The sequence below is a fragment of the Cochleicola gelatinilyticus genome, from assembly GCF_001637325.1.
Taxonomy (GTDB): domain Bacteria; phylum Bacteroidota; class Bacteroidia; order Flavobacteriales; family Flavobacteriaceae; genus Cochleicola; species Cochleicola gelatinilyticus.
The window spans coordinates 1,160,767-1,179,687 of sequence record NZ_LRXL01000026.1; the positions used below are offsets into that span (position 1 = coordinate 1,160,767).

Annotated in this window: 18 protein-coding genes; all 18 read left to right on the forward strand. The window is 34.5% G+C overall.

All coding sequences use genetic code 11. The features are described from left to right. Nucleotides 1-16 precede the first annotated feature (16 nt). Complete coding sequence (locus ULVI_RS07290; protein ID WP_068591184.1) at nt 17-901, forward strand: LpxL/LpxP family acyltransferase; 885 nt, start codon at nt 17-19, stop codon at nt 899-901. Between the two features lie 4 nt (nt 902-905). After that, nucleotides 906-1,349 (forward strand): hypothetical protein, encoded by a 444-nt coding sequence (locus ULVI_RS07295; protein WP_068591186.1) that lies wholly within the window; start codon nt 906-908, stop codon nt 1,347-1,349. After that, on the forward strand, nt 1,349-1,795 hold the full coding sequence (locus ULVI_RS07300; protein ID WP_068591188.1) for an acyl-CoA thioesterase: 447 nt from the start codon (nt 1,349-1,351) through the stop codon (nt 1,793-1,795). The genes ULVI_RS07295 and ULVI_RS07300 overlap by 1 nt, the downstream gene beginning before the upstream one ends. Nucleotides 1,796-1,807: 12 nt before the next feature. Next, a complete protein-coding gene (locus ULVI_RS07305) occupies nt 1,808-2,941 on the forward strand; it encodes a beta-ketoacyl-[acyl-carrier-protein] synthase family protein (RefSeq protein WP_068591190.1) in 1,134 nt (377 codons plus the stop codon). A 61-nt stretch (nt 2,942-3,002) separates the two neighbouring features. Next, complete coding sequence (locus tag ULVI_RS07310) at nt 3,003-3,569, forward strand: beta-ketoacyl-[acyl-carrier-protein] synthase family protein (protein ID WP_241780962.1); 567 nt, start codon at nt 3,003-3,005, stop codon at nt 3,567-3,569. Beyond that, nucleotides 3,569-3,826, forward strand: coding sequence for a phosphopantetheine-binding protein (locus tag ULVI_RS07315; protein ID WP_068591194.1), 258 nt, complete (start codon nt 3,569-3,571; stop codon nt 3,824-3,826). The genes ULVI_RS07310 and ULVI_RS07315 overlap by 1 nt, the downstream gene beginning before the upstream one ends. Nucleotides 3,827-3,862: 36 nt before the next feature. After that, nucleotides 3,863-5,059, forward strand: a complete 1,197-nt coding sequence (locus ULVI_RS07320) for a beta-ketoacyl-[acyl-carrier-protein] synthase family protein (protein WP_068591196.1) — start codon at nt 3,863-3,865, stop codon at nt 5,057-5,059. Continuing rightward, complete coding sequence (locus ULVI_RS07325) at nt 5,056-6,081, forward strand: beta-ketoacyl synthase chain length factor (RefSeq protein WP_068591198.1); 1,026 nt, start codon at nt 5,056-5,058, stop codon at nt 6,079-6,081. The genes ULVI_RS07320 and ULVI_RS07325 overlap by 4 nt, the downstream gene beginning before the upstream one ends. Continuing rightward, nucleotides 6,075-6,851, forward strand: a complete 777-nt coding sequence (locus ULVI_RS07330) for a polysaccharide deacetylase family protein (protein ID WP_068591199.1) — start codon at nt 6,075-6,077, stop codon at nt 6,849-6,851. Before ULVI_RS07325 ends, ULVI_RS07330 begins: the two co-directional genes overlap by 7 nt. After that, complete coding sequence (locus ULVI_RS07335; protein WP_068591201.1) at nt 6,844-7,467, forward strand: LolA family protein; 624 nt, start codon at nt 6,844-6,846, stop codon at nt 7,465-7,467. Before ULVI_RS07330 ends, ULVI_RS07335 begins: the two co-directional genes overlap by 8 nt. A gap of 49 nt (nt 7,468-7,516) precedes the next feature. Then, on the forward strand, nt 7,517-8,065 hold the full coding sequence (locus ULVI_RS07340; RefSeq protein ID WP_157632578.1) for a hypothetical protein: 549 nt from the start codon (nt 7,517-7,519) through the stop codon (nt 8,063-8,065). Between the two features lie 172 nt (nt 8,066-8,237). Then, nucleotides 8,238-8,609, forward strand: a complete 372-nt coding sequence (locus tag ULVI_RS07345; RefSeq protein ID WP_068591205.1) for a 3-hydroxyacyl-ACP dehydratase — start codon at nt 8,238-8,240, stop codon at nt 8,607-8,609. A 30-nt stretch (nt 8,610-8,639) separates the two neighbouring features. Beyond that, nucleotides 8,640-9,836, forward strand: a complete 1,197-nt coding sequence (locus ULVI_RS07350) for a DUF2062 domain-containing protein (protein ID WP_068591207.1) — start codon at nt 8,640-8,642, stop codon at nt 9,834-9,836. After that, complete coding sequence (locus ULVI_RS07355) at nt 9,829-13,518, forward strand: MMPL family transporter (protein WP_068591209.1); 3,690 nt, start codon at nt 9,829-9,831, stop codon at nt 13,516-13,518. Before ULVI_RS07350 ends, ULVI_RS07355 begins: the two co-directional genes overlap by 8 nt. Then, nucleotides 13,502-15,064 (forward strand): phytoene desaturase family protein, encoded by a 1,563-nt coding sequence (locus ULVI_RS07360; protein ID WP_068591210.1) that lies wholly within the window; start codon nt 13,502-13,504, stop codon nt 15,062-15,064. The genes ULVI_RS07355 and ULVI_RS07360 overlap by 17 nt, the downstream gene beginning before the upstream one ends. A 6-nt stretch (nt 15,065-15,070) precedes the next feature. After that, the gene (locus ULVI_RS07365) at nt 15,071-15,949 is read left to right on the forward strand and encodes a cupin-like domain-containing protein (RefSeq protein ID WP_068591212.1); all 879 of its coding nucleotides are present in this window, start codon (nt 15,071-15,073) and stop codon (nt 15,947-15,949) included. Then, entirely contained in the window at nt 15,946-17,631 is a 1,686-nt protein-coding gene (locus tag ULVI_RS07370) for a C45 family autoproteolytic acyltransferase/hydolase (protein WP_068591215.1), read from the forward strand. The genes ULVI_RS07365 and ULVI_RS07370 overlap by 4 nt, the downstream gene beginning before the upstream one ends. Further along, nucleotides 17,628-18,917, forward strand: coding sequence for a phenylacetate--CoA ligase family protein (locus tag ULVI_RS07375; RefSeq protein WP_068591217.1), 1,290 nt, complete (start codon nt 17,628-17,630; stop codon nt 18,915-18,917). Before ULVI_RS07370 ends, ULVI_RS07375 begins: the two co-directional genes overlap by 4 nt. The last annotated feature ends 4 nt before the right edge of the window (nt 18,918-18,921 follow it).

Consider the following 18,921-nt stretch of genomic DNA (forward strand, 5'->3'; position numbering starts at 1 on the left):
ACCGAAACGAATCGGCATGGCAGCAGAATGGGAAGGGAAATCACGGGGAACCGTCTTAGGGTATAAAATTTTTGTTTTCTTCATTAGTAAACTTGGTATTCGTGCTGCTTACTTCTTACTTTATTTTGTAGCATTTTATTTCTGTTTATTTTCTGGTAAGAGTACTAAAGCGATCTTTTATTATTTGCATAAAAGACGAGGATGCTCTAAGACTAAAAGTATATACGGGATCTATCGAAGTTATTACAAATTTGGACAAACCATTTTAGATAAAGTTGCAATTTCTTCTGGACTTCGAAATAAATTCACCTACGAATTTGATGGTATAGATTTATTACGAGAAACTTTAAAGCAACAAAAAGGTGGTATTTTAATTAGTGCTCATGTAGGTAATTTTGAAATTTCAGAATTCTTTCTCGACGAATTAGATGAGGAAGCTACTATAAGTTTACTAATTACCGATGCTGAACATCAAGCTATTAAAGAATATTTAGGGCGGTATGTAAGAAAATCTAAAACCAAATTTATTATTATTCAAGACGACTTATCTCATATTTTTGAAATTAATGCAGCACTTTCAAGAAACGAGATCATTTGTATTACAGGAGACCGTTATCAAAAATTATCGAAGCATCTTAGTGCGTCTCTATTTGGAAAAGAAGCAAAATTTCCGGCAGGGCCGTTTTTGTTAGGGTCTAGGCTTAAAGTTCCAGTTTTATTTGTCTATGTTATGAAGGAACGAGCAAAGCATTATCATTTGTATGCTCGTACCGCAAATGTAAAACATAGAGATGCTCAAGATTTATTAGAGAAGTATATTAAGAGTGTAGAATCGATTTTGCAAAAATACCCTTTACAATGGTTTAATTATTTTGACTTTTGGGAAGATTTAAAAAATTAACTAGATGAACTTATTAAAAGAAGAAATTAGGGATTCAGAATTAATAGAGAAGCTTATACCGCAGAAGGCTCCTATTGTTATGGTAGATAAATTGCTATATTACGATGAAAGTAAAGTAATTTCAGGATTAACAATTTCTAATAAGAATATGTTTGTTGAAAAGGGACATTTTACTGAGCCAGGATTAATAGAGCATATGGCTCAGACGGTTGCATTATTTACGGGTTACCATTTCTATATTAATAACAAAAAAGCTCCAGAAGGGTACATTGGCGCAATAAAAGGAGTAACTATTTATAGTCTTCCTAAAATTGAAGAGAATCTTGAAACAGAAGTTGTCATTCTGCAAGAAATTATGGGAGTCACGCTCGTTAAAGGTGTTACTCGATGTAACGGAGTTGAAATTTGTTCGGCTGAAATGAAAACAGTTCTCAAAACTGAAGTGTAATGCATAAAAAGAAAAAACCTTATACTCAAGTGACCAGTCTTACTACCTCACATGAAATCCGTGTTCGTTTTAATGAAACCGATCCGTTGGGAATTGTGTGGCATGGATATTACATTCATTATTTTGAAGATGGTCGAGAAGCTTTTGGAAGAAAATACGGTGTGTCTTACTTAGATGTCCAAAAAAATGGATTTGTAACTCCTATTGTAAAATCAAGTACAGAACACAAACTACCTTTAAAATATGGAGATGTTGCTACTATAGAAACAACTTTTGTTACCACACCGGCAGCAAAAATGATTTTTATATATACTATTAAGAACGAAGCTGGAGATGTAGTGTGTACAGGTGAAACGACGCAGGTTTTTGTAGATTCCACAGGAGAATTATCGTTGGTTACCCCCACTTTTTTTAAGAAATGGAAACAGCAGCATAAGGTTGATTAAAGAGGTATAAAAATGAAAAGAGTTTTTATCACAGCGAATACAATTGTTTCACCACTGGGCTTTACTAGTGATGAAAACTTACAGCAGATTAAAAATAATTCATCGGCAATTCAATTTTATAATAACACCGAAATACTTCCAAACGGCTTTCATGCAGCAATAATTAACGAAGAAAAACTAAATCAAAATTTTCAAAAGAGCATTGTTGCTTCAGATTATACTAAGCTGGAGAAAATGATGATACTTTCGCTACAAGATACTATGGCGTGCGCGAACTTTGAAATAACAGATAGAACTGCACTTTTAATTGCTACCACAAAAGGAAATATAGATACACTCAATACAAAAAGTAAAACCTCCGCTCACAAAGCATATCTACATGTTTTAGGAGAAACGATACAAAATCACTTTCAATTTAAAAACGAACCTATCATTGTTTCTAATGCTTGTGTCTCGGGTATATTAGCTGTGGCAGTTGCGAAAAGATTAATTCAAAACGGCGTGTACGACAACGCTTTTATTGTAGCTGGAGATGTAGTTTCGAAATTTACATTGTCTGGTTTTCATTCGTTTCAGGCAATGAGTGATAGTCCTTGTAAACCTTATTCAAAATATAGAAACGGAATCACTATTGGCGAAGCGGCAGCTTCCGTAGCCATAACATCTGGATCTACTTCACAAAATAGAATTGAAATTATTGGAGATGGTTCTTGTAACGATGCCAATCATATTTCTGGACCTTCTCGTACTGGTGAAGGGTTGTATAAGAGTATTGTTTCCTCTCTGGAGGAAGCAAATGTATCTGCAGAAAATATCGATTTTATTTCTGCGCACGGAACTGCAACACTTTATAATGATGAAATGGAGGCAGTTGCATTTAACCGTGCAAATTTACAACGGACACCACTTCATAGTTTAAAGGGCTATTATGGGCATACTCTTGGAGCTTCTGGTTTGTTGGAAGCTATTGTAGGATTGCATTCGATGCAGAATAATATGCTTTATACTTCTTTGGGAATGGATGAATTAGGCGTTTCTAAGCCTTTAAATATTATACAAAGAAATGAAAAGAAAAATATTAGAACCTTCTTAAAAACTGCTTCTGGTTTTGGAGGGTGTAATACAGCAGTTTTATTTAAAAAGTAGCATATTGAAGACTTCTTTACACATACAATCCTTTTGCAGTTTTCGGTTCAATAAAATTATATTGAACGGAGAAACTGTGGTTGCCAAAGAAAAAGGACTTTCATTTTCAGAGTTTTCAAAAACAGTCTATAAAGAGTCTGGAATAGCGTATCCAAAATTTTTCAAAATGGATAATTTGAGTAAATTAACTTTTTTAACTGCTGAGGTGCTATTAAAAAATTGTGCATTACCTTCCGAAGAAAAAGAAAAAATGGCGCTAGTGCTTTCTAACCGAAGTGCTAGTCTAGATACCGACAGAAAGCATCAATTATCTATACAATCAAAAGAAAATTTTTACCCTAGTCCGGCCGTTTTTGTTTATACATTGCCTAATATTGGAATGGGAGAAATTAGTATTCGACACCAAATTAAAGGTGAAAATGCATTTTTTGTGTTTAAGGAGTTTAACGCTAAATTTCTAATGCAGTATTCTGAAGCATTAATTCACAATAAAAAAGCTTCGCATGTGTTGTGTGGCTGGGTAGATATTGAGGAAGATGCATATCGATCTTTTATGTATTTAGTGTCTAAAAGGGGTACTTACATCCATTCTGAAGCAATAATTAATAAAGAATATCAAAATATATAATGGAAACATTACGACAAGAATTAAAAGAAAATATCATCGAACAATTAAATTTGGAAGACTTTACCGTAGACGATATTGCCGATGATGACAGATTATTTGGGGACGGATTAGGGTTGGATTCTATCGATGCGTTAGAGCTAATTGTAATGCTCGATAAGAATTACGGGATTAAACTTACCGATCCAAAGGAAGGGAAAGAGATTTTTGTTTCTATTGCGGTTTTAGCAGAGTATATTGCTACGCACAGAACGAAATAACCAACCCAAACTAAACTACAACGAAAACAACCCTTTATGAAACGTGGAGTTGCCATTACAGGAATGGGTATTATTTCGGCTATTGGAACAAATGTTGAAGAAAATATGACTGCCCTTCTGTTTTCTAAAACAGGTATTGGTGAAATTTCTAATATAACAACACGCCACCAAAAAGATATAAAAGTAGGCGAGGTAGCAAATACAAACTCGCAAATTGCCAAGAGTTTACAACTGCCAGAAAATACAATTTTTTCACGTTCTGCTTTACTAGGGAGTCTAGCGGCAAAACAAGCGTTAGAAAACGCGCAAATAGAAAGAATTTCTGAATACCGCACAGGACTAGTTTCTTCCACAACAGTGGGAGGCATGGATCTTACAGAAAAACATTATAAAACGTTTCAATCTAACCCCGAAACACTGAAGTATTTAAAAAGCCATCCTGCAGGTGATAGTACCCAAAAGATTGCGGAACAACTAGGGATTACAGAATTTGTCACGACAATTAGCACGGCCTGTTCTTCCGCTGCAAATGCAATAATGTTAGGAGCACGTCTAATTAAAGCAGGGAAACTAGACCGCGTGATCGTTGGTGGAACCGATTGTTTATCTAAATTTACGATCAACGGATTTAAAACATTAATGATTCTTTCTAATGAAAATTGTACTCCGTTCGATGCGAATAGAAAAGGTTTAAATCTTGGTGAAGCTGCTGCATATCTCGTATTAGAATCGGAGGCAGTGATAAAAAAAGCCAACAAAAAAGTGTTGGGGTATGTTTCAGGATATGCTAATGCGAACGACGCCTTTCATCAAACTGCTTCCTCTGCAGAAGGAGAAGGAGCTTTTTTAGCCATGCAAAAAGCATTAAAAGTCGCCAATCTTCAACCGGAGGAAATCGATTACATAAATGCACATGGTACAGCAACTTTAAACAATGACCTTTCAGAAAGTGTAGCGATTAAAAGGATTTTTGGTGATGCCGTTCCTGACTTTAGTTCTACCAAAGCCCTTACAGGACATACGCTGGCAGCTGCAGGAGCAATTGAAGCGGTATATTCAATAGTATCGCTACAAGAACAATGTGTGTTTCCTAATGTAAACTTTAAACAGCCAATCCCAGAATTAAATATACCTCCTGCGGTGAAGTTTCAGAAAAAAAAGGTTCGGCATGTAATGTCTAACTCGTTCGGCTTTGGAGGCAATTGTTCCTCTTTAATTTTTTCTTCGGAATGAAAACATGTTTTATACATAGCGCCATTTGCATTTCGGCTCAAGAAACTTTTTACAATAATGATTTTTTGAAGGAAGCTTCCGAAGTAACTACAGAATTTGCTTCTGCAATTCATCCTGTGTATAAAGATTATATTCCTCCAGCTGCAATTAGAAGAATGGCACCAGGAGTGAAAATGGGGGTGGTGGCAGCTAAGCAATCGTTGAATGAAGCCAATATTAATATTCCCGAAGCAATTATTGTAGGAACGGGAATGGGATGTATAGAAGATTCCGAAAAATTCTTAAATGCGCTTATAGACAATGATGAAGAGTTTTTAGCCCCAACCTCTTTTATACAGTCAACTCACAATACGGTTGGCGCACAGATTGCGTTAGGGTTGCAATGCAAAGCGTACAATATGACTTATGTACATGGCGCTGTTTCGTTCGAATCTGGATTATTAGATGCTCAATTATTAATTCAAACATCGGAGGCTAAAACGGTTTTAGTAGGGGGTGTTGATGAGTTAGGAAAAGAATTTAGTGTATTTTTTAATAAAATTGAAAAACAACAACCACAAGGAATACAGGTTCCGTTTGGAGAAGGAGCAGGCTTTTTTGGAATGTCTTCAGAGAAAGCTGGCGCATTTGCAATTTTAAAGGATGTGCAAGTATTCGAAACAGTTTCTGTTGCAGATATTACTTCTAAATTAAAAGCTTTTTTAACTAATAACGGACTTTTATTTCAAGATATTGATGCTATTTTAATGGGTGAAAATGGCGATGCTTACGATGTGTATTATCACGAAATGCAAGCCTCCGTTTTTTTAAAAACACCTCAAATTTCATACAAAAAAGTAAGTGGGGAATTTTATACGGCATCGGTATTCGGCTTTTGGGCAGGTTGTCATCTATTGAAAAGACAAGAAATTCCAAAGATCTTATTAAAAAATTCGATCGAGAAGAAGAACTATCAGCATGTTTTACTGTACAATCAATACAAAGGGAAAGAGCACAGTTTTACACTCCTAAGCAGATGTTAACCCACAAAAACATAACGTTATTGATAGGAGGGCTGTTAGTTGGTGTTTTTATTTTCGATATTTTTTTTCCGACACCTTTGTGGGTTTATTTTTCAGGAATTAGTGTGTGGTTTTTACTTACCCTATTTGGCTCTTTTATTATTTCGTGGAACTACCACGTAGCTGCATTCTGCGGAAACGAAACACTTTCAGAAAAGAAAATAGCGATTACTTTCGACGATGGTCCAAATCCAGAGTACACACCTCAAGTGCTTCAGTTACTGGCAAAATATGATGCCAAAGCTACTTTTTTTTGTATTGGAAAAAACATAAAACAACATCCTGAGCTTGTTGAAAATATTTTAAAGGAAGGTCATGCTATAGGGAACCACTCGTATAATCATAGTCCGTTTTTTGGTTTCTTCGGAAAGAAAAAAGTAGTAAACGAGTTAAAGCAGACCAACAAAGTTATTGCTTCCTTTACAGGAATACCCAATACGCTGTTTCGTCCGCCCTTTGGCGTTACCAATCCTTCTATAGCAAAGAGTGTTAAACAACTGAAGCTTCAAACAGTTGGGTGGAATATTAGGTCTTTTGATACTGTAATTAAAAACCCGGATCGAATAATTCAACGAATACGGCGACGCGTGTCTCCGGGGTCGGTTATTTTAATGCATGATACTCATGATCGTGTTGAATTAGTTTTGGAACATTTATTGCTATTTTTAAAAGATAATGGGTACCAAACCGTCTTAATTAAAGACTTAATACAATTAGAAAAAGATGCGTAATTATATAATTTTACTTCTTTTTATAGGAGTTTATTCTGCGAGTGCACAGCGGCCATTATCAGCATTGGAGGCAAAAGAATTTAAGCAAAAAGTAATTAAATCTGCAGAGCAAACTGAAACTATCGTTAGTGACTTTACCCAATATAAACATCTTAGTTTTTTAAATAATGAAATTAAGACAGAAGGAAAGTTGGTTTTTAAAGCCCCAAATTTTATTAAATGGGAATATATTGAGCCGTATCAGTATTCAGCAATTTTTAAGAATGATAAGCTGTATGTTGATGATAGTGGGACTAAAAGTGATATTGATCTTGGTGCGAATAAAACTTTCAGAAATTTTAATTCATTAATCGTAAATAGCATTAAAGGGGATATGTTTAATGAGAGTCAATTTGATATTACTTTTTTTAGCACACAAGATGAATACTTAGTAAAGTTTATTCCGAAGGATACTAACATAAGAGAGTATATAGCCATTTTTGAACTTACATTTACAAAGGAAAACCCAGATGTTACTTCAGTCAAAATGATAGAGCCTTCCGAAGATTTTACGCGCATTGTTTTTAAAAATAAGAAGTTAAATACCACAGTGTCCCATGCGGTTTTTAATCATTAGTCTTTGTATATGTCTTTTTTCCTCTTGTGCGCTACAGACCACAAAGGGATTGTTTGAAATTCCCGCTAATAAACAAGTTTATGTCAATAGTTATTTTTCGAATCTTTCGACAGACTATGTGTACAAAGCAAAGATCGAAGCCTTTAGCAATTCTTTTGGGGGAATTTTAATTATTAAAAAAATAGACACAAATCAACATAGGATAGTGTTTACAACAGAATTTGGAAATAAAATTTTCGATTTCGAACTGTTAGATGATGAGGTAAAGATCCATTTTATAATGGATCAATTAGACAAAGAGATAGTTATTAATACCTTAATCAACGATTTTAGAGTGTTAACTCACGAGAATAATTCAGTAGACAAGGCCTTCGAAAATACAGTAGAGAATATTTATCGCACCCCCTTAAAAAAAAGGTTTAATTTTTATTTTGAAAATAAAGACACGCAGAAATTAAATCAAATTCGCAACACAACTGCAACAAAAGAAAAAACGATTATTCAGTTTAAAAAAATCGAGGAAGCTATTTCGAAAGAAATTTCTATTACTCATAATGGCTTTCCGCTTTCTGTAAATTTGTTTTTTTTAGATCAATAGGCAGTTGTACCAAAGCAATCTGTTTTTTGGGAATGTAAATTTTGTTAGTATATATTAATGTATATTTTTGCCGAAAGAACTCCCCCTCTTTAGATGTATACTTATGAGGAAAACATTGCTTTGTAAATTTACCTACTATTGAAATGTTTTTGCTGCCATTTCGAACTTTAAAATGATGCTACAAGATTTTTATAAAATTATTGAACACCGCAAGAGCGATAAAAATGAGTTCGTTGTTGTTATTGAATTAAATAAAGACCATTCGGTTTTTGAAGGCCATTTCCCAGGAAATCCAGTGACACCGGGTGTTTGTATGATTCAAATTTTAAAAGAGATCACAGAAGAATTTGCAGCAAGTACTCTTTTGTTAGAGCGTATTTCTAATGTCAAATTTACAGCGTTGATTAATCCTTTTATTACTCCAATTTTGCATTTAAAAATGGAGATAACAACCGAAGGTGAATTCGTGAAAATAAAGAATATTAGTACATTTGAAGACGGTACCATCGCATTAAAATGCAATGGTACATTTGTGAAAAAATAGGTTGCAAATTGCTTTGTTTTAGAATAAAATTTGGAAGAAACAGAAACAGTAAAGACAACAGGTTATAATACACATTACTGTGTTATAATCCCGACGTATAATAATTGTAAAACATTACAACGAGTAATAGAGGGTGTATTACAACATACGAGTAATGTTATCTTAGTAAATGATGGAGCAACCGATGCTACTCCGCAGATTCTTGCTCAATATTCTCAATTAGAAATAATTAATCTACCTGAAAATCGAGGAAAAGGCAATGCGCTTAGAAAGGGGTTTAAGCATGCAGAAGGATTAGGGTATAACTTTGCCATAACGATCGATTCGGACGGGCAACATTTCCCAGAAGATATTCCCGTTTTTCTAAATACATTACAAGCATCTCAAAATAAAAATATAATATTAATCGGCGCCCGAAATATGGGACAAGCTGATGTGCCAAAGAAAAGTAGTTTTGGTAATAAATTTTCAAATTTCTGGTACTGGTTCGAAACAGGAATTCGCCTAACCGATACGCAATCGGGATTTAGATTATATCCTTTAAAGCCTCTTGGAAAATTAAATTTTTATACTCGTAAATTTGAGTTCGAGATAGAAGTAATTGTAAAAGCAGCATGGACAGGAACTGAAGTGAGAAATGTTCCAGTACAAATATCTTATGATGCTGATGAGCGCGTGTCACATTTTCGTCCATTCAAAGATTTTACGCGAATAAGTATTTTAAACACGTGGTTTGTAATAATTGCGCTGTTTTATATTAAACCTCGGGATCTTATTAGAAAACTAAAAAAAAAAGGCTTTAAACGTTTTATAGTCGAAGACTTTCTTGGTAATCAAGATTCAGCTCATAAAAAAGCCTTGTCGATAGCGTTAGGTGTTTTTATTGGTCTTTCACCATTGTGGGGTTTTCATACCTTAGTTGTAATTTTTTTAGCCATTGTTTTTAAGCTAAACAAGGTAATAGCCTTTGCTTTTTCGAATGTGAGTTTACCACCTTTTATCCCATTTGTTATTGCCCTAAGTTTTAAAGCAGGTAGTCTTGTGTTGGGCGAAGAGTTTAGCTTTTCGTATGAGAATTTAAACGAAAATTTTGAAGTTATAAAGCACCTCAAAGTATACATTGTTGGGAGCATTACACTAGCTATAACTGCAGCTGTAACTTTTGGGTTATTAGGCTTTGTGTTTTTAACTTTATTCGAAAAGAAAAAATTACAGCCTCATGGATAAGCTATTTCATAGTATTTATCTTTTTATTGCGAAGCGAAGACTTTTTAGCGCTTTCTGCTTATTAATATTGGTTGCCGTGCTTTCTCTTACAGCGTCTAATATTAAATTTAATGAAGATATTTCGCAGCTTATACCAGCAAATGCCGAAACAGAAGATATTCAGCAAGTTCTAAAGGCTGTAAACTTCACAGATAAGATTATCGTAAATGTGCAACGACAATCGAACGGTTCTATAACAGAACTTACTGAATATGCAACACGGTTTATTGATAGCACCAAAAAAAACTCCTCAAGGTACGTAGAAAGCATTCAGGGAAAGGTAAATGATAATGCCATATTCGAAACACTACATTTTGTGTATCAAAATATACCATTGTTTTTGGACGAATCTGATTATAAAAAAATAAGAGGTAAACTGCCAAAAGACAGTATTCTAAATATTACAAAGACAAATTACAAAACACTTCTCTCTCCCTCTGGAATAGTTGCTAAAAAAACCATAGTTAAAGATCCATTAGGGCTTTCATTTTTGGGTTTAAAAAAATTACAACAATTAGGGTTTGGGGATGGATTTACAATACAAGATGGTTTTGTGGTGAGTGAAGACGGGAAGAATCTTTTATTATTTATATCACCAGCTTTTGGTTCTAGTGAAACCGCCGAAAATGCCAAGTTTGCCACGCAATTGTATGCGTTACAAGAACAATTAAATTCGACTTATTCGGGTAAAATTAAAAGTGAATATTTTGGAGCTGCTCTTATCGCAGTGGCAAATGCACAACAAATAAAAAGAGACATTCAATTTACGGTCGGAATTGCCTTGAGCATCCTAATTTTGATTTTTATATTTTTCTATAAAAAGGTGACAATTCCATTAATTTTGTTTGTTCCTACCATTTTTGGAGGTTTGTTGTCGATCACAATTCTCTATGTATTGCGTACAGAGATATCAGCTATATCGCTAGGTATTGGCTCAGTCTTATTAGGAGTAACTTTAGATTATTCGTTGCACATCCTCACGCACATTCGAAATAACGAATCTATAGAGGCCCTTTTCGAAGATGTTACAAAACCAATTTTAATGAGTAGTCTCACTACGGCTCTTGCTTTTTTATGTCTGCTTTTTTTAGATTCTCAAGCCTTGCAAGATCTTGGAATTTTTGCTGCAGTAAGTGTGCTTGGAGCTTCAGTTTTTGCGCTTATTTTTATTCCTCAAGTTTATAAAAACAAGTCAAATAAAATAGTACAAGAAACTTTTTTAGATCGTTTAGCGGCATATCCATTTCATAAGAATAAATGGTTAATAGGACTACTTTGCATCTTATTTGTGCTCAGTGCTTTCACCTATAATAGGGTTGTTTTTAATAAAGATATATCTAAACTGAATTATGAACCGGCAGCAATGAAACGTGCCGAACAACATTTAGATTCTTTAACCAATAGTGCTTCTAAATCTATTTATTTAGCAAACTTCGGAAAGGATTCTGAAGCTGTTTTACAAGCAAATGATTCTGTGTATTCTAAACTGAAGCAGTTAGAAAAGCAAAATATTATTGTTGGCTTTAATTCTATAGGGGGAGTAATACACTCTAAGAAACAGCAACAGCGCAAAATTGATGCTTGGAAATTATTTTGGAAGCCAGAAATTCTTCAGCAAACAAAAGAAAATTTAATATCGAGCGGAAATGAACTCGGGTTTAAGCCTAACACATTCCAAACCTTTTATGACCTTCTAGAGACTAATTTTTCTACATTAAATATTCAAGAATACAATGCATTATCATCCATCCCGATAAACGACTTTATTGGATCTAGCACTCATTTTACTACTGTAACGTCTTTAATGAAGGTAGACTCTGCACATATTGCTACCGTAAATAAAGAGTTTGAAGATTTTCCAAATACACTCATTATCGATCGTCAACAAATGAATGAAACATTTCTTGGCGGGCTTAAAGAAGATTTTAATCGTCTTATTGGATATTCTGTACTGGTAGTACTTTTGTTATTGTTTTTGTATTATCGAAGTTTCTCACTTACGCTTGTTACGTGTGTTCCAATATTTCTTACTTGGTTACTCACAATAGGAATGATGGGGTTATTTAATATTGAATTTAATATATTTAATATTATTATTTCCACCTTTATTTTCGGATTAGGAATCGACTACAGTATTTTTATAACCAACGGGTTACTAAAAGAATATAAAACAGGTGAAAAAGCGTTAGGAACTCACAAAACATCTATTGTATTATCAGTATTAACTACAATTTTGGGAGTTGGTGTTTTAATTTTTGCAAAACATCCGGCGCTCTATTCTATTTCGTTAGTGTCTATTATTGGGATTTTTTCGGCTGTGTTAATTGCCTTTACCTTACAACCTTTATTGTTTACTCTTTTTATTGGAAGCAAAACCAAACGACCTATTACATTCCGATTGCTGATGCATTCAGTTTTCTCATTCGGATATTATGGTTTAGGAGGTATTTTTTTGTCCTTTGCAGGAAGTTTTTTACTTTGGATTATACCAGGAAAAGAACATATAAAGAAGAAAGCGTTTCATACATGGATGTCGAAATTTATGAAATCGGTACTATTTACTAACCCGTTTGTAAAGAAAAGAGTCTACAATAATCAGAATGAGACCTTTAAAAAACCAGCCGTAATTATTGCAAATCATACTTCGTTTCTAGACATATTAGCAGTGGGTATGTTGCATCCAAATATTATATTTTTAGTGAACGATTGGGTGTATAATTCTCCAGTATTTGGAAGAGCTGTTAGAATGGCTGGATTTTATCCAGTGTCGGGTGGAATTGATAAAGGGGTGGAAGTTTTAAGAGATAAAGTGGACCAAGGATATTCTTTGATGATTTTCCCAGAAGGAACCCGCTCTAAAACTAATAAAATACGAAGGTTTCATAAAGGTGCTTTTTATTTAGCAGAAACTTTTAAGATTGATGTGCTTCCCATTCTAATTCATGGAAATTCCGAAGTGCTTCCCAAAGGTAGTTTTGTAATAAAAGATGGAGGGATTTCGGTTAAAATTCTTCCGCGAATTGAAGCAGACGATGTTTCTTTCGGTGCGACATACCGAGAAAAAACTAAAAATATAAGTCGGTTTTTTAAAAAAGCCTTCAATACCTTCCGAAGTGAATTAGAAGATGCAACGTACTTTCATTCAATTGTTTTAGAAGACTTTCGTTATAAAGGAAAAGCTTTATATTCAGAAGTAAAAAGAGATCTTAATAAACACGCAAATTCCTATAAAAAAATCATAGACTCTATTGGAGAGAAAGATACGATTCTACATCTTTCCGAAGACAAAGGACAATTAGATTTGCTATTAGCACTGGATGCGGCCGACAGAAAAATTAGTAGTTATATTAAGGATAAAAAAACCCGGGATATTATAACAAACAGCTATATTACCCAAACTACTGGAAACATCACGATGATAAACTCCTTGGAGAAAGCATTAACATGTAAAGCAGATGTGCTCATTGTAAATATGAAGACAGTAACAGAAGAAAAAATTATAACTCAGTTAGAAAGCAAAGTTTCCACTGTAATTATGTTAAAAGAAAGTCGAAATTTATCTTCAGATTACATCGAGCAAATGGGGTATCATTGTGTATTTGCAACTAACGAATTAAGTATATTTAATGGGAAAGCACTCTAAATTAAAAGAGCAATACGATGTTGTTATCATTGGCAGTGGTCTAGGAGGTCTTGCTTCGGCTAACATACTTGCGAAAGAAGGATTTAGTGTTTGTGTGTTGGAAAAGAACAATCAGTATGGTGGAAATCTACAAACATTTGTTCGTGATAAGACCATTTTCGATACTGGAGTGCATTATATTGGAGGGCTTTCTAAAGGTCAGAATTTATATCAGTATTTTAGGTATTTGGATATTATCGACGACTTAAAACTCAAACAGCTTGAAATGGATGGTTTCGACATTATTACTTTCGATGGAGATGAAACCCAATACAAGCATGCACAAGGGTACGAAAATTTTATAAAAACACTCACTCACCAATTTCCTCAAGAAGAAAAAGCCATTCGAAATTATTGTACTAAAATTCAGGATACTTGTGATAAATTTCCATTATACCGCTTAGAGCATGCCAAGCCATTTTACGATGATATGAGTGTGTTTGTTCTTTCTGCTAAAAAATTTATTGAATCTTTAACCGAAAATAAAAAATTACGCGCCGTATTATCTGGAACCAATTTTTTATATGCTGGAGATAGTGAACGGACTCCTTTTTATGTACATGCTTTATCGGTAAATTCTTATATAGAAAGTTCGTATCGTTGTATAAATGGGGGAAGTCAGATATCAAAATTATTAATAAAACGCCTTAAAGAAAATGGTGGTGAAGTGTACAATCACAAAGAAGTAACCGCATTTACTTTCGAGGGTAAAAATATAGCTTCGGTCCTTACCAAAGATGGAAGAGAGATAAAGGGAACAAAATTTATTTCCAATATTGAGCCTAAAATCACTTTGCAATTGGTTGGGGAAGATAAGTTTCGGAAAGCTTATTTTAATCGCGTACAGAATATCGAGAGTGTTATTGCCGGATTTAGCGTTTACATTGTTTTAAAACCCGAATCTTTTAAATATCACAATAGAAATTATTACCATATTAAAAATCCAGATAAAGTATGGGATGCACAAGCATATACTCAAGAAAGTTGGCCGGAAGGATATATGGTTTCTATGGGAATAAATAAAAATATGACAGCTTGGGGCGATAGTTTAACGGTGATGACTTACATGCGGTATGAAGAAATGGAACCGTGGGAAGGAACTTTTAATACTGTAGCACATAAAAATGATAGAGGCCAAACCTATGAAGAGTTTAAGGCCGAAAAAACTGAAAAAATCATTGTAGAATTAGAAAACAAGTTTCCAAATATTCGCGAATGTATACAAGAAGTTTATTCATCTACACCCTTGTCATATAGAGATTATATTGGGATCGACAAGGGCTCTATGTATGGATATGTAAAAGATGTGAAGAGTCCGTTGCATTCTTTTGTTTCTCCCAAAACAAAAATTAAAAATTTATACCTTACAGGGCAATGTTTAAATATGCATGGGATACTAGGAGTTACAATAGGTGCCGTAATTACGTGTTCTGAAATTCTTGGAAGAGAGTATTTATTAAATAAAATACTTGAAGCCAACGCTTCAGAAAACTCAAACAAAAATTAAACTTGGATGGGACAAATTAAAACGATAGAGATCGCAAGGGTTAAAAATATTTCTAAAAAAGATTTTATTGAAAAATATTACAAACCTCAACGTCCAGTTTTAATCGAAAATCTTACCCAAGATTGGGGGGCGTATACAAAATGGAATCTTGACTACATTCAGCAAAAAGCTGGCGATCAAGAAGTGCCTCTTTACAATAACGAACCTACAAAAGGGAAACAAAATTCTGCAGTTCCAGTTAAAAAGATGAGGTTGTACGATTATATCGAAATTTTAAAAACACAACCAACAGATCTTCGAATGTTCTTTTATAATATTTTAGATAAAATGCCAGAACTATTAAACGATTTCACATATCCAGATATTGGTTTGAAATTTTTTAAACGTCTTCCGGTAATGTTTTTTGGAGGAGAGGGATCTAAAGTATTGGCACATTACGATATGGATCTTGCAGATCTTATGCATTTTCATTTCCACGGAAACAAAAGCATTACACTGTTTTCACCCGAACAAACAAAATACATGTACCGCGTACCTTTTGCAGTGCACAATCTTGAAACTATCAATATGGATGCACCCGATTTCGAAAAGTATCCTGCTTTGCAATATGTAGAAGGGGTTCGTGTAGAAATGAAACACGGGGATGCACTGTATATGCCTAGCGGATATTGGCATTACGTAAAATATCTTAATGGAGGTTTCTCTATTACTTTACGTGCCTTTCCTCGAAAACCAGGAAAGCTATTAACACTTATGTATAACGTATTCTTTATGCGTAATTTTGAAAACCTAATGCGTAATGTCTGGGGGCAAAAATGGGTTGATTACAAAGAAGCATTGGTGGTTAAAAGAACAGAAAAAAGATTGGACCGAAATAAAAAATGAAGCAATATTGTGAGCATGTAGAAAAGTGGTTTTTCACTTTGGCGATGATTTTAATTGTAACATCGTGTGGGGTTTCGAGATCAATTAACGATGTGCCAGAATTGACAGCTTACAACGCATTAATTCCAGAACGCAATAGCAGCTCAGACTCGAGTTATGTTGCGGGTAAAAATTTTCTTACCAAGAACAAACATGGTTTATGGGAGCTATATGTTGAGGGTGATCCATTAGAAAGAGGCTTGCTAACTGGAAGCCTTACTCAAGAATTAATGGAGAAACAAGAACGTATATTTTTTTCTAAAGTAAAAGAACTGGTCCCGTCTAAGTCTCGACAAAAGTTTCTTCGAAAATTTCTCGCATGGTATAACCGAAAAATGTACCAACATATTCCAGAAGAATATAAAGCAGAGATCTTCGGACTTGCCAAATATGCCTCTTCTACCTATAATTACATTGCGCCACCATATCTTCGATTATTATATCTTCATAGCGCTCACGATATTGGTCACGCACTTCAAGACCTTGCTTTGGTGGGGTGTTCTTCTTTTGCAGTTTGGGGTGATAGGTCTAATGACGGAAAGTTACTCATAGGGCGTAATTTAGATTTTTATGCTGGAGATGCCTTTGCTGAAGAAAAAATGGTTGCCTTTGTAGCCCCTTCTACAGGGTATAATTTTATGTCGGTAACTTGGGGTGGGATGATGGGTGTAGTTTCAGGAATGAACGATCAAGGACTAACCGTAACCATAAATGCAGGAAAATCGAAAATACCATTAGTTGCTAAAACTCCAATCTCATTAGTAACACGTGAAATCTTACAGTATGCCTCGACGATCGATGAGGCTATTAAAATTGCAAAAAAAAGAGAAGTATTTGTTTCTGAAGCTATTTTTATAGGTAGTGCTAAAGATAAAAAAGCTGCAGTTATAGAAGTATCTCCCAATAATTTTGGAGTATACGAAGTTGAAAACCAAAGCAAATTATTATGTACCAATCATTTTCAGAGTGATGCTTTTAGAAACGATCGTCGAAATTTGAAACAGATAGAAGAAAGTCATTCACAATATCGCTTCGATCGTATGGAAGAATTACTAGCAGAGAACGATGTAATTGGTCCTACTGAAGCCGTGAAAATATTAAGAAACAGAGAAGGCTTAAAAAATAAAAAAATAGGCTTCGGAAACGAGAAAGCTTTAAACCAACTTTTGGCGCATCACGGTATTGTTTTTCAACCCGAAGACCTTAAAGTGTGGGTGTCTACCAACCCCTATCAGTTAGGGGAATTTGTTGCATACGATCTCGATGAGGTATTTTCAAATCGAAGCGAAACCCCTTCATTAGTAACACTTTCTATCCCTTCAGAACTTATTTCAGAAGACCCTTTTACTAAAACGGAAGCATTTAAAAACTATGAAGCATATCGAATTCTTGAAAGAATTATAGAGGCGGCTTTAGAGGCAGACACCGAGTTAAATTCCTCCGAACTTTCAAAAGTAACTACATTAAATCCCGATTATTGGAAAGCTCATTATCTTGTTGGGAGATATTATTACAAACAAGAACAGTATAAAAAAGCTTCCGAAGCCTTTCAAAAAGCAAACTCTAAAGAAATTACAACGGTTCCCGACGCCGAGCGTGTAGTTAAATATTTAAAAAAATCGAACCGAAAAGCAAAACAATGATTCCTGAAATAGAAACAAAATCTTCCGTAGAAATTAAAGCATTTCAAGAGCAGAAACTTCGGGAATTGTTAGTGTATTTACAAGAACACTCTCCGTTTTATAAAGAGCGTTTTAAAGCCAACGGAATCGATATAACTACTATTAAAACCTTAGAAGACCTTACTACAATTCCAGTGACAACAAAAGGCGATCTTCAAAAAGATAATGATGCTTTTTTGTGTGTCCCTAAACAAAAGATTATTGATTATGTGACAACTTCAGGTACAATGGGAGATCCTGTGACATTTGCGCTTACTAATCGTGATTTGGAGCGTCTAGCTTACAACGAAGCGATTTCTTTTACATGTGCCGGTGTAGAAGAAGAAGATGTGTTGCAACTCATGACAACCATGGATCGTCGTTTTATGGCAGGACTGGCTTACTTTCTAGGAGCTAGAAAATTAGGTGCGGGGATTATTAGAGTAGGCTCTGGAGTTCCAGAATTACAATGGGATTCAATTCAAAAATTTAAGCCCTCATACTTAATTTGTGTGCCTTCATTTTTACTGAAACTTATCGAGTACGCTCAGCAACACGCAATAGATTTAAAAAATACAAGTATTAAAGGAGCTATTTGCATAGGAGAACCAATTAGAAATGAAGATTTTTCACATAATATTTTAGCAAAAAAGATCTTAGCCTCCTGGAATATCGAATTATATTCAACCTATGCTTCTACCGAAATGAGTACGGCATTTAATGAATGTGAATATCATATTGGAGGACATCATCACCCTGAACTTATTATTGTTGAGATTTTAGATGACTCTAACAAGCCTGTTGCAGAGGGGAATGTTGGGGAGTTAGTTATTTCTACACTTGAAGTAGAGGCCATGCCGCTTCTTCGTTTTAAAACGGGCGATTTGGTACGGGCACATTACGAGCCTTGTAAATGTGGAAGAAATACGATGCGACTAGGTTCGGTGGTTGGTAGAAAAAAACAAATGATTAAATACAAAGGAACTACACTATATCCACCAGCTATTTTTAATGTTTTAAATGAATTTAGTGCCATTCAAGCTTTTGTGATCGAGCTTTCCCATAACAGTTTGGGCACCGATGAAATTTGTATTAAAATTGCTTCGGAAGAAAATTCTGAAACCCTACTCGATGAATTGAAAGATCATGTTCGGGCGAAATTGCGGGTAACACCAAAAATTGAATATCATTCTTTGCCTGAAATAAATAGATTGCGTTTTCCTGCAATGAGTAGGAAGCCAATTACACTTATTGATTTAAGAAATTAGAAAT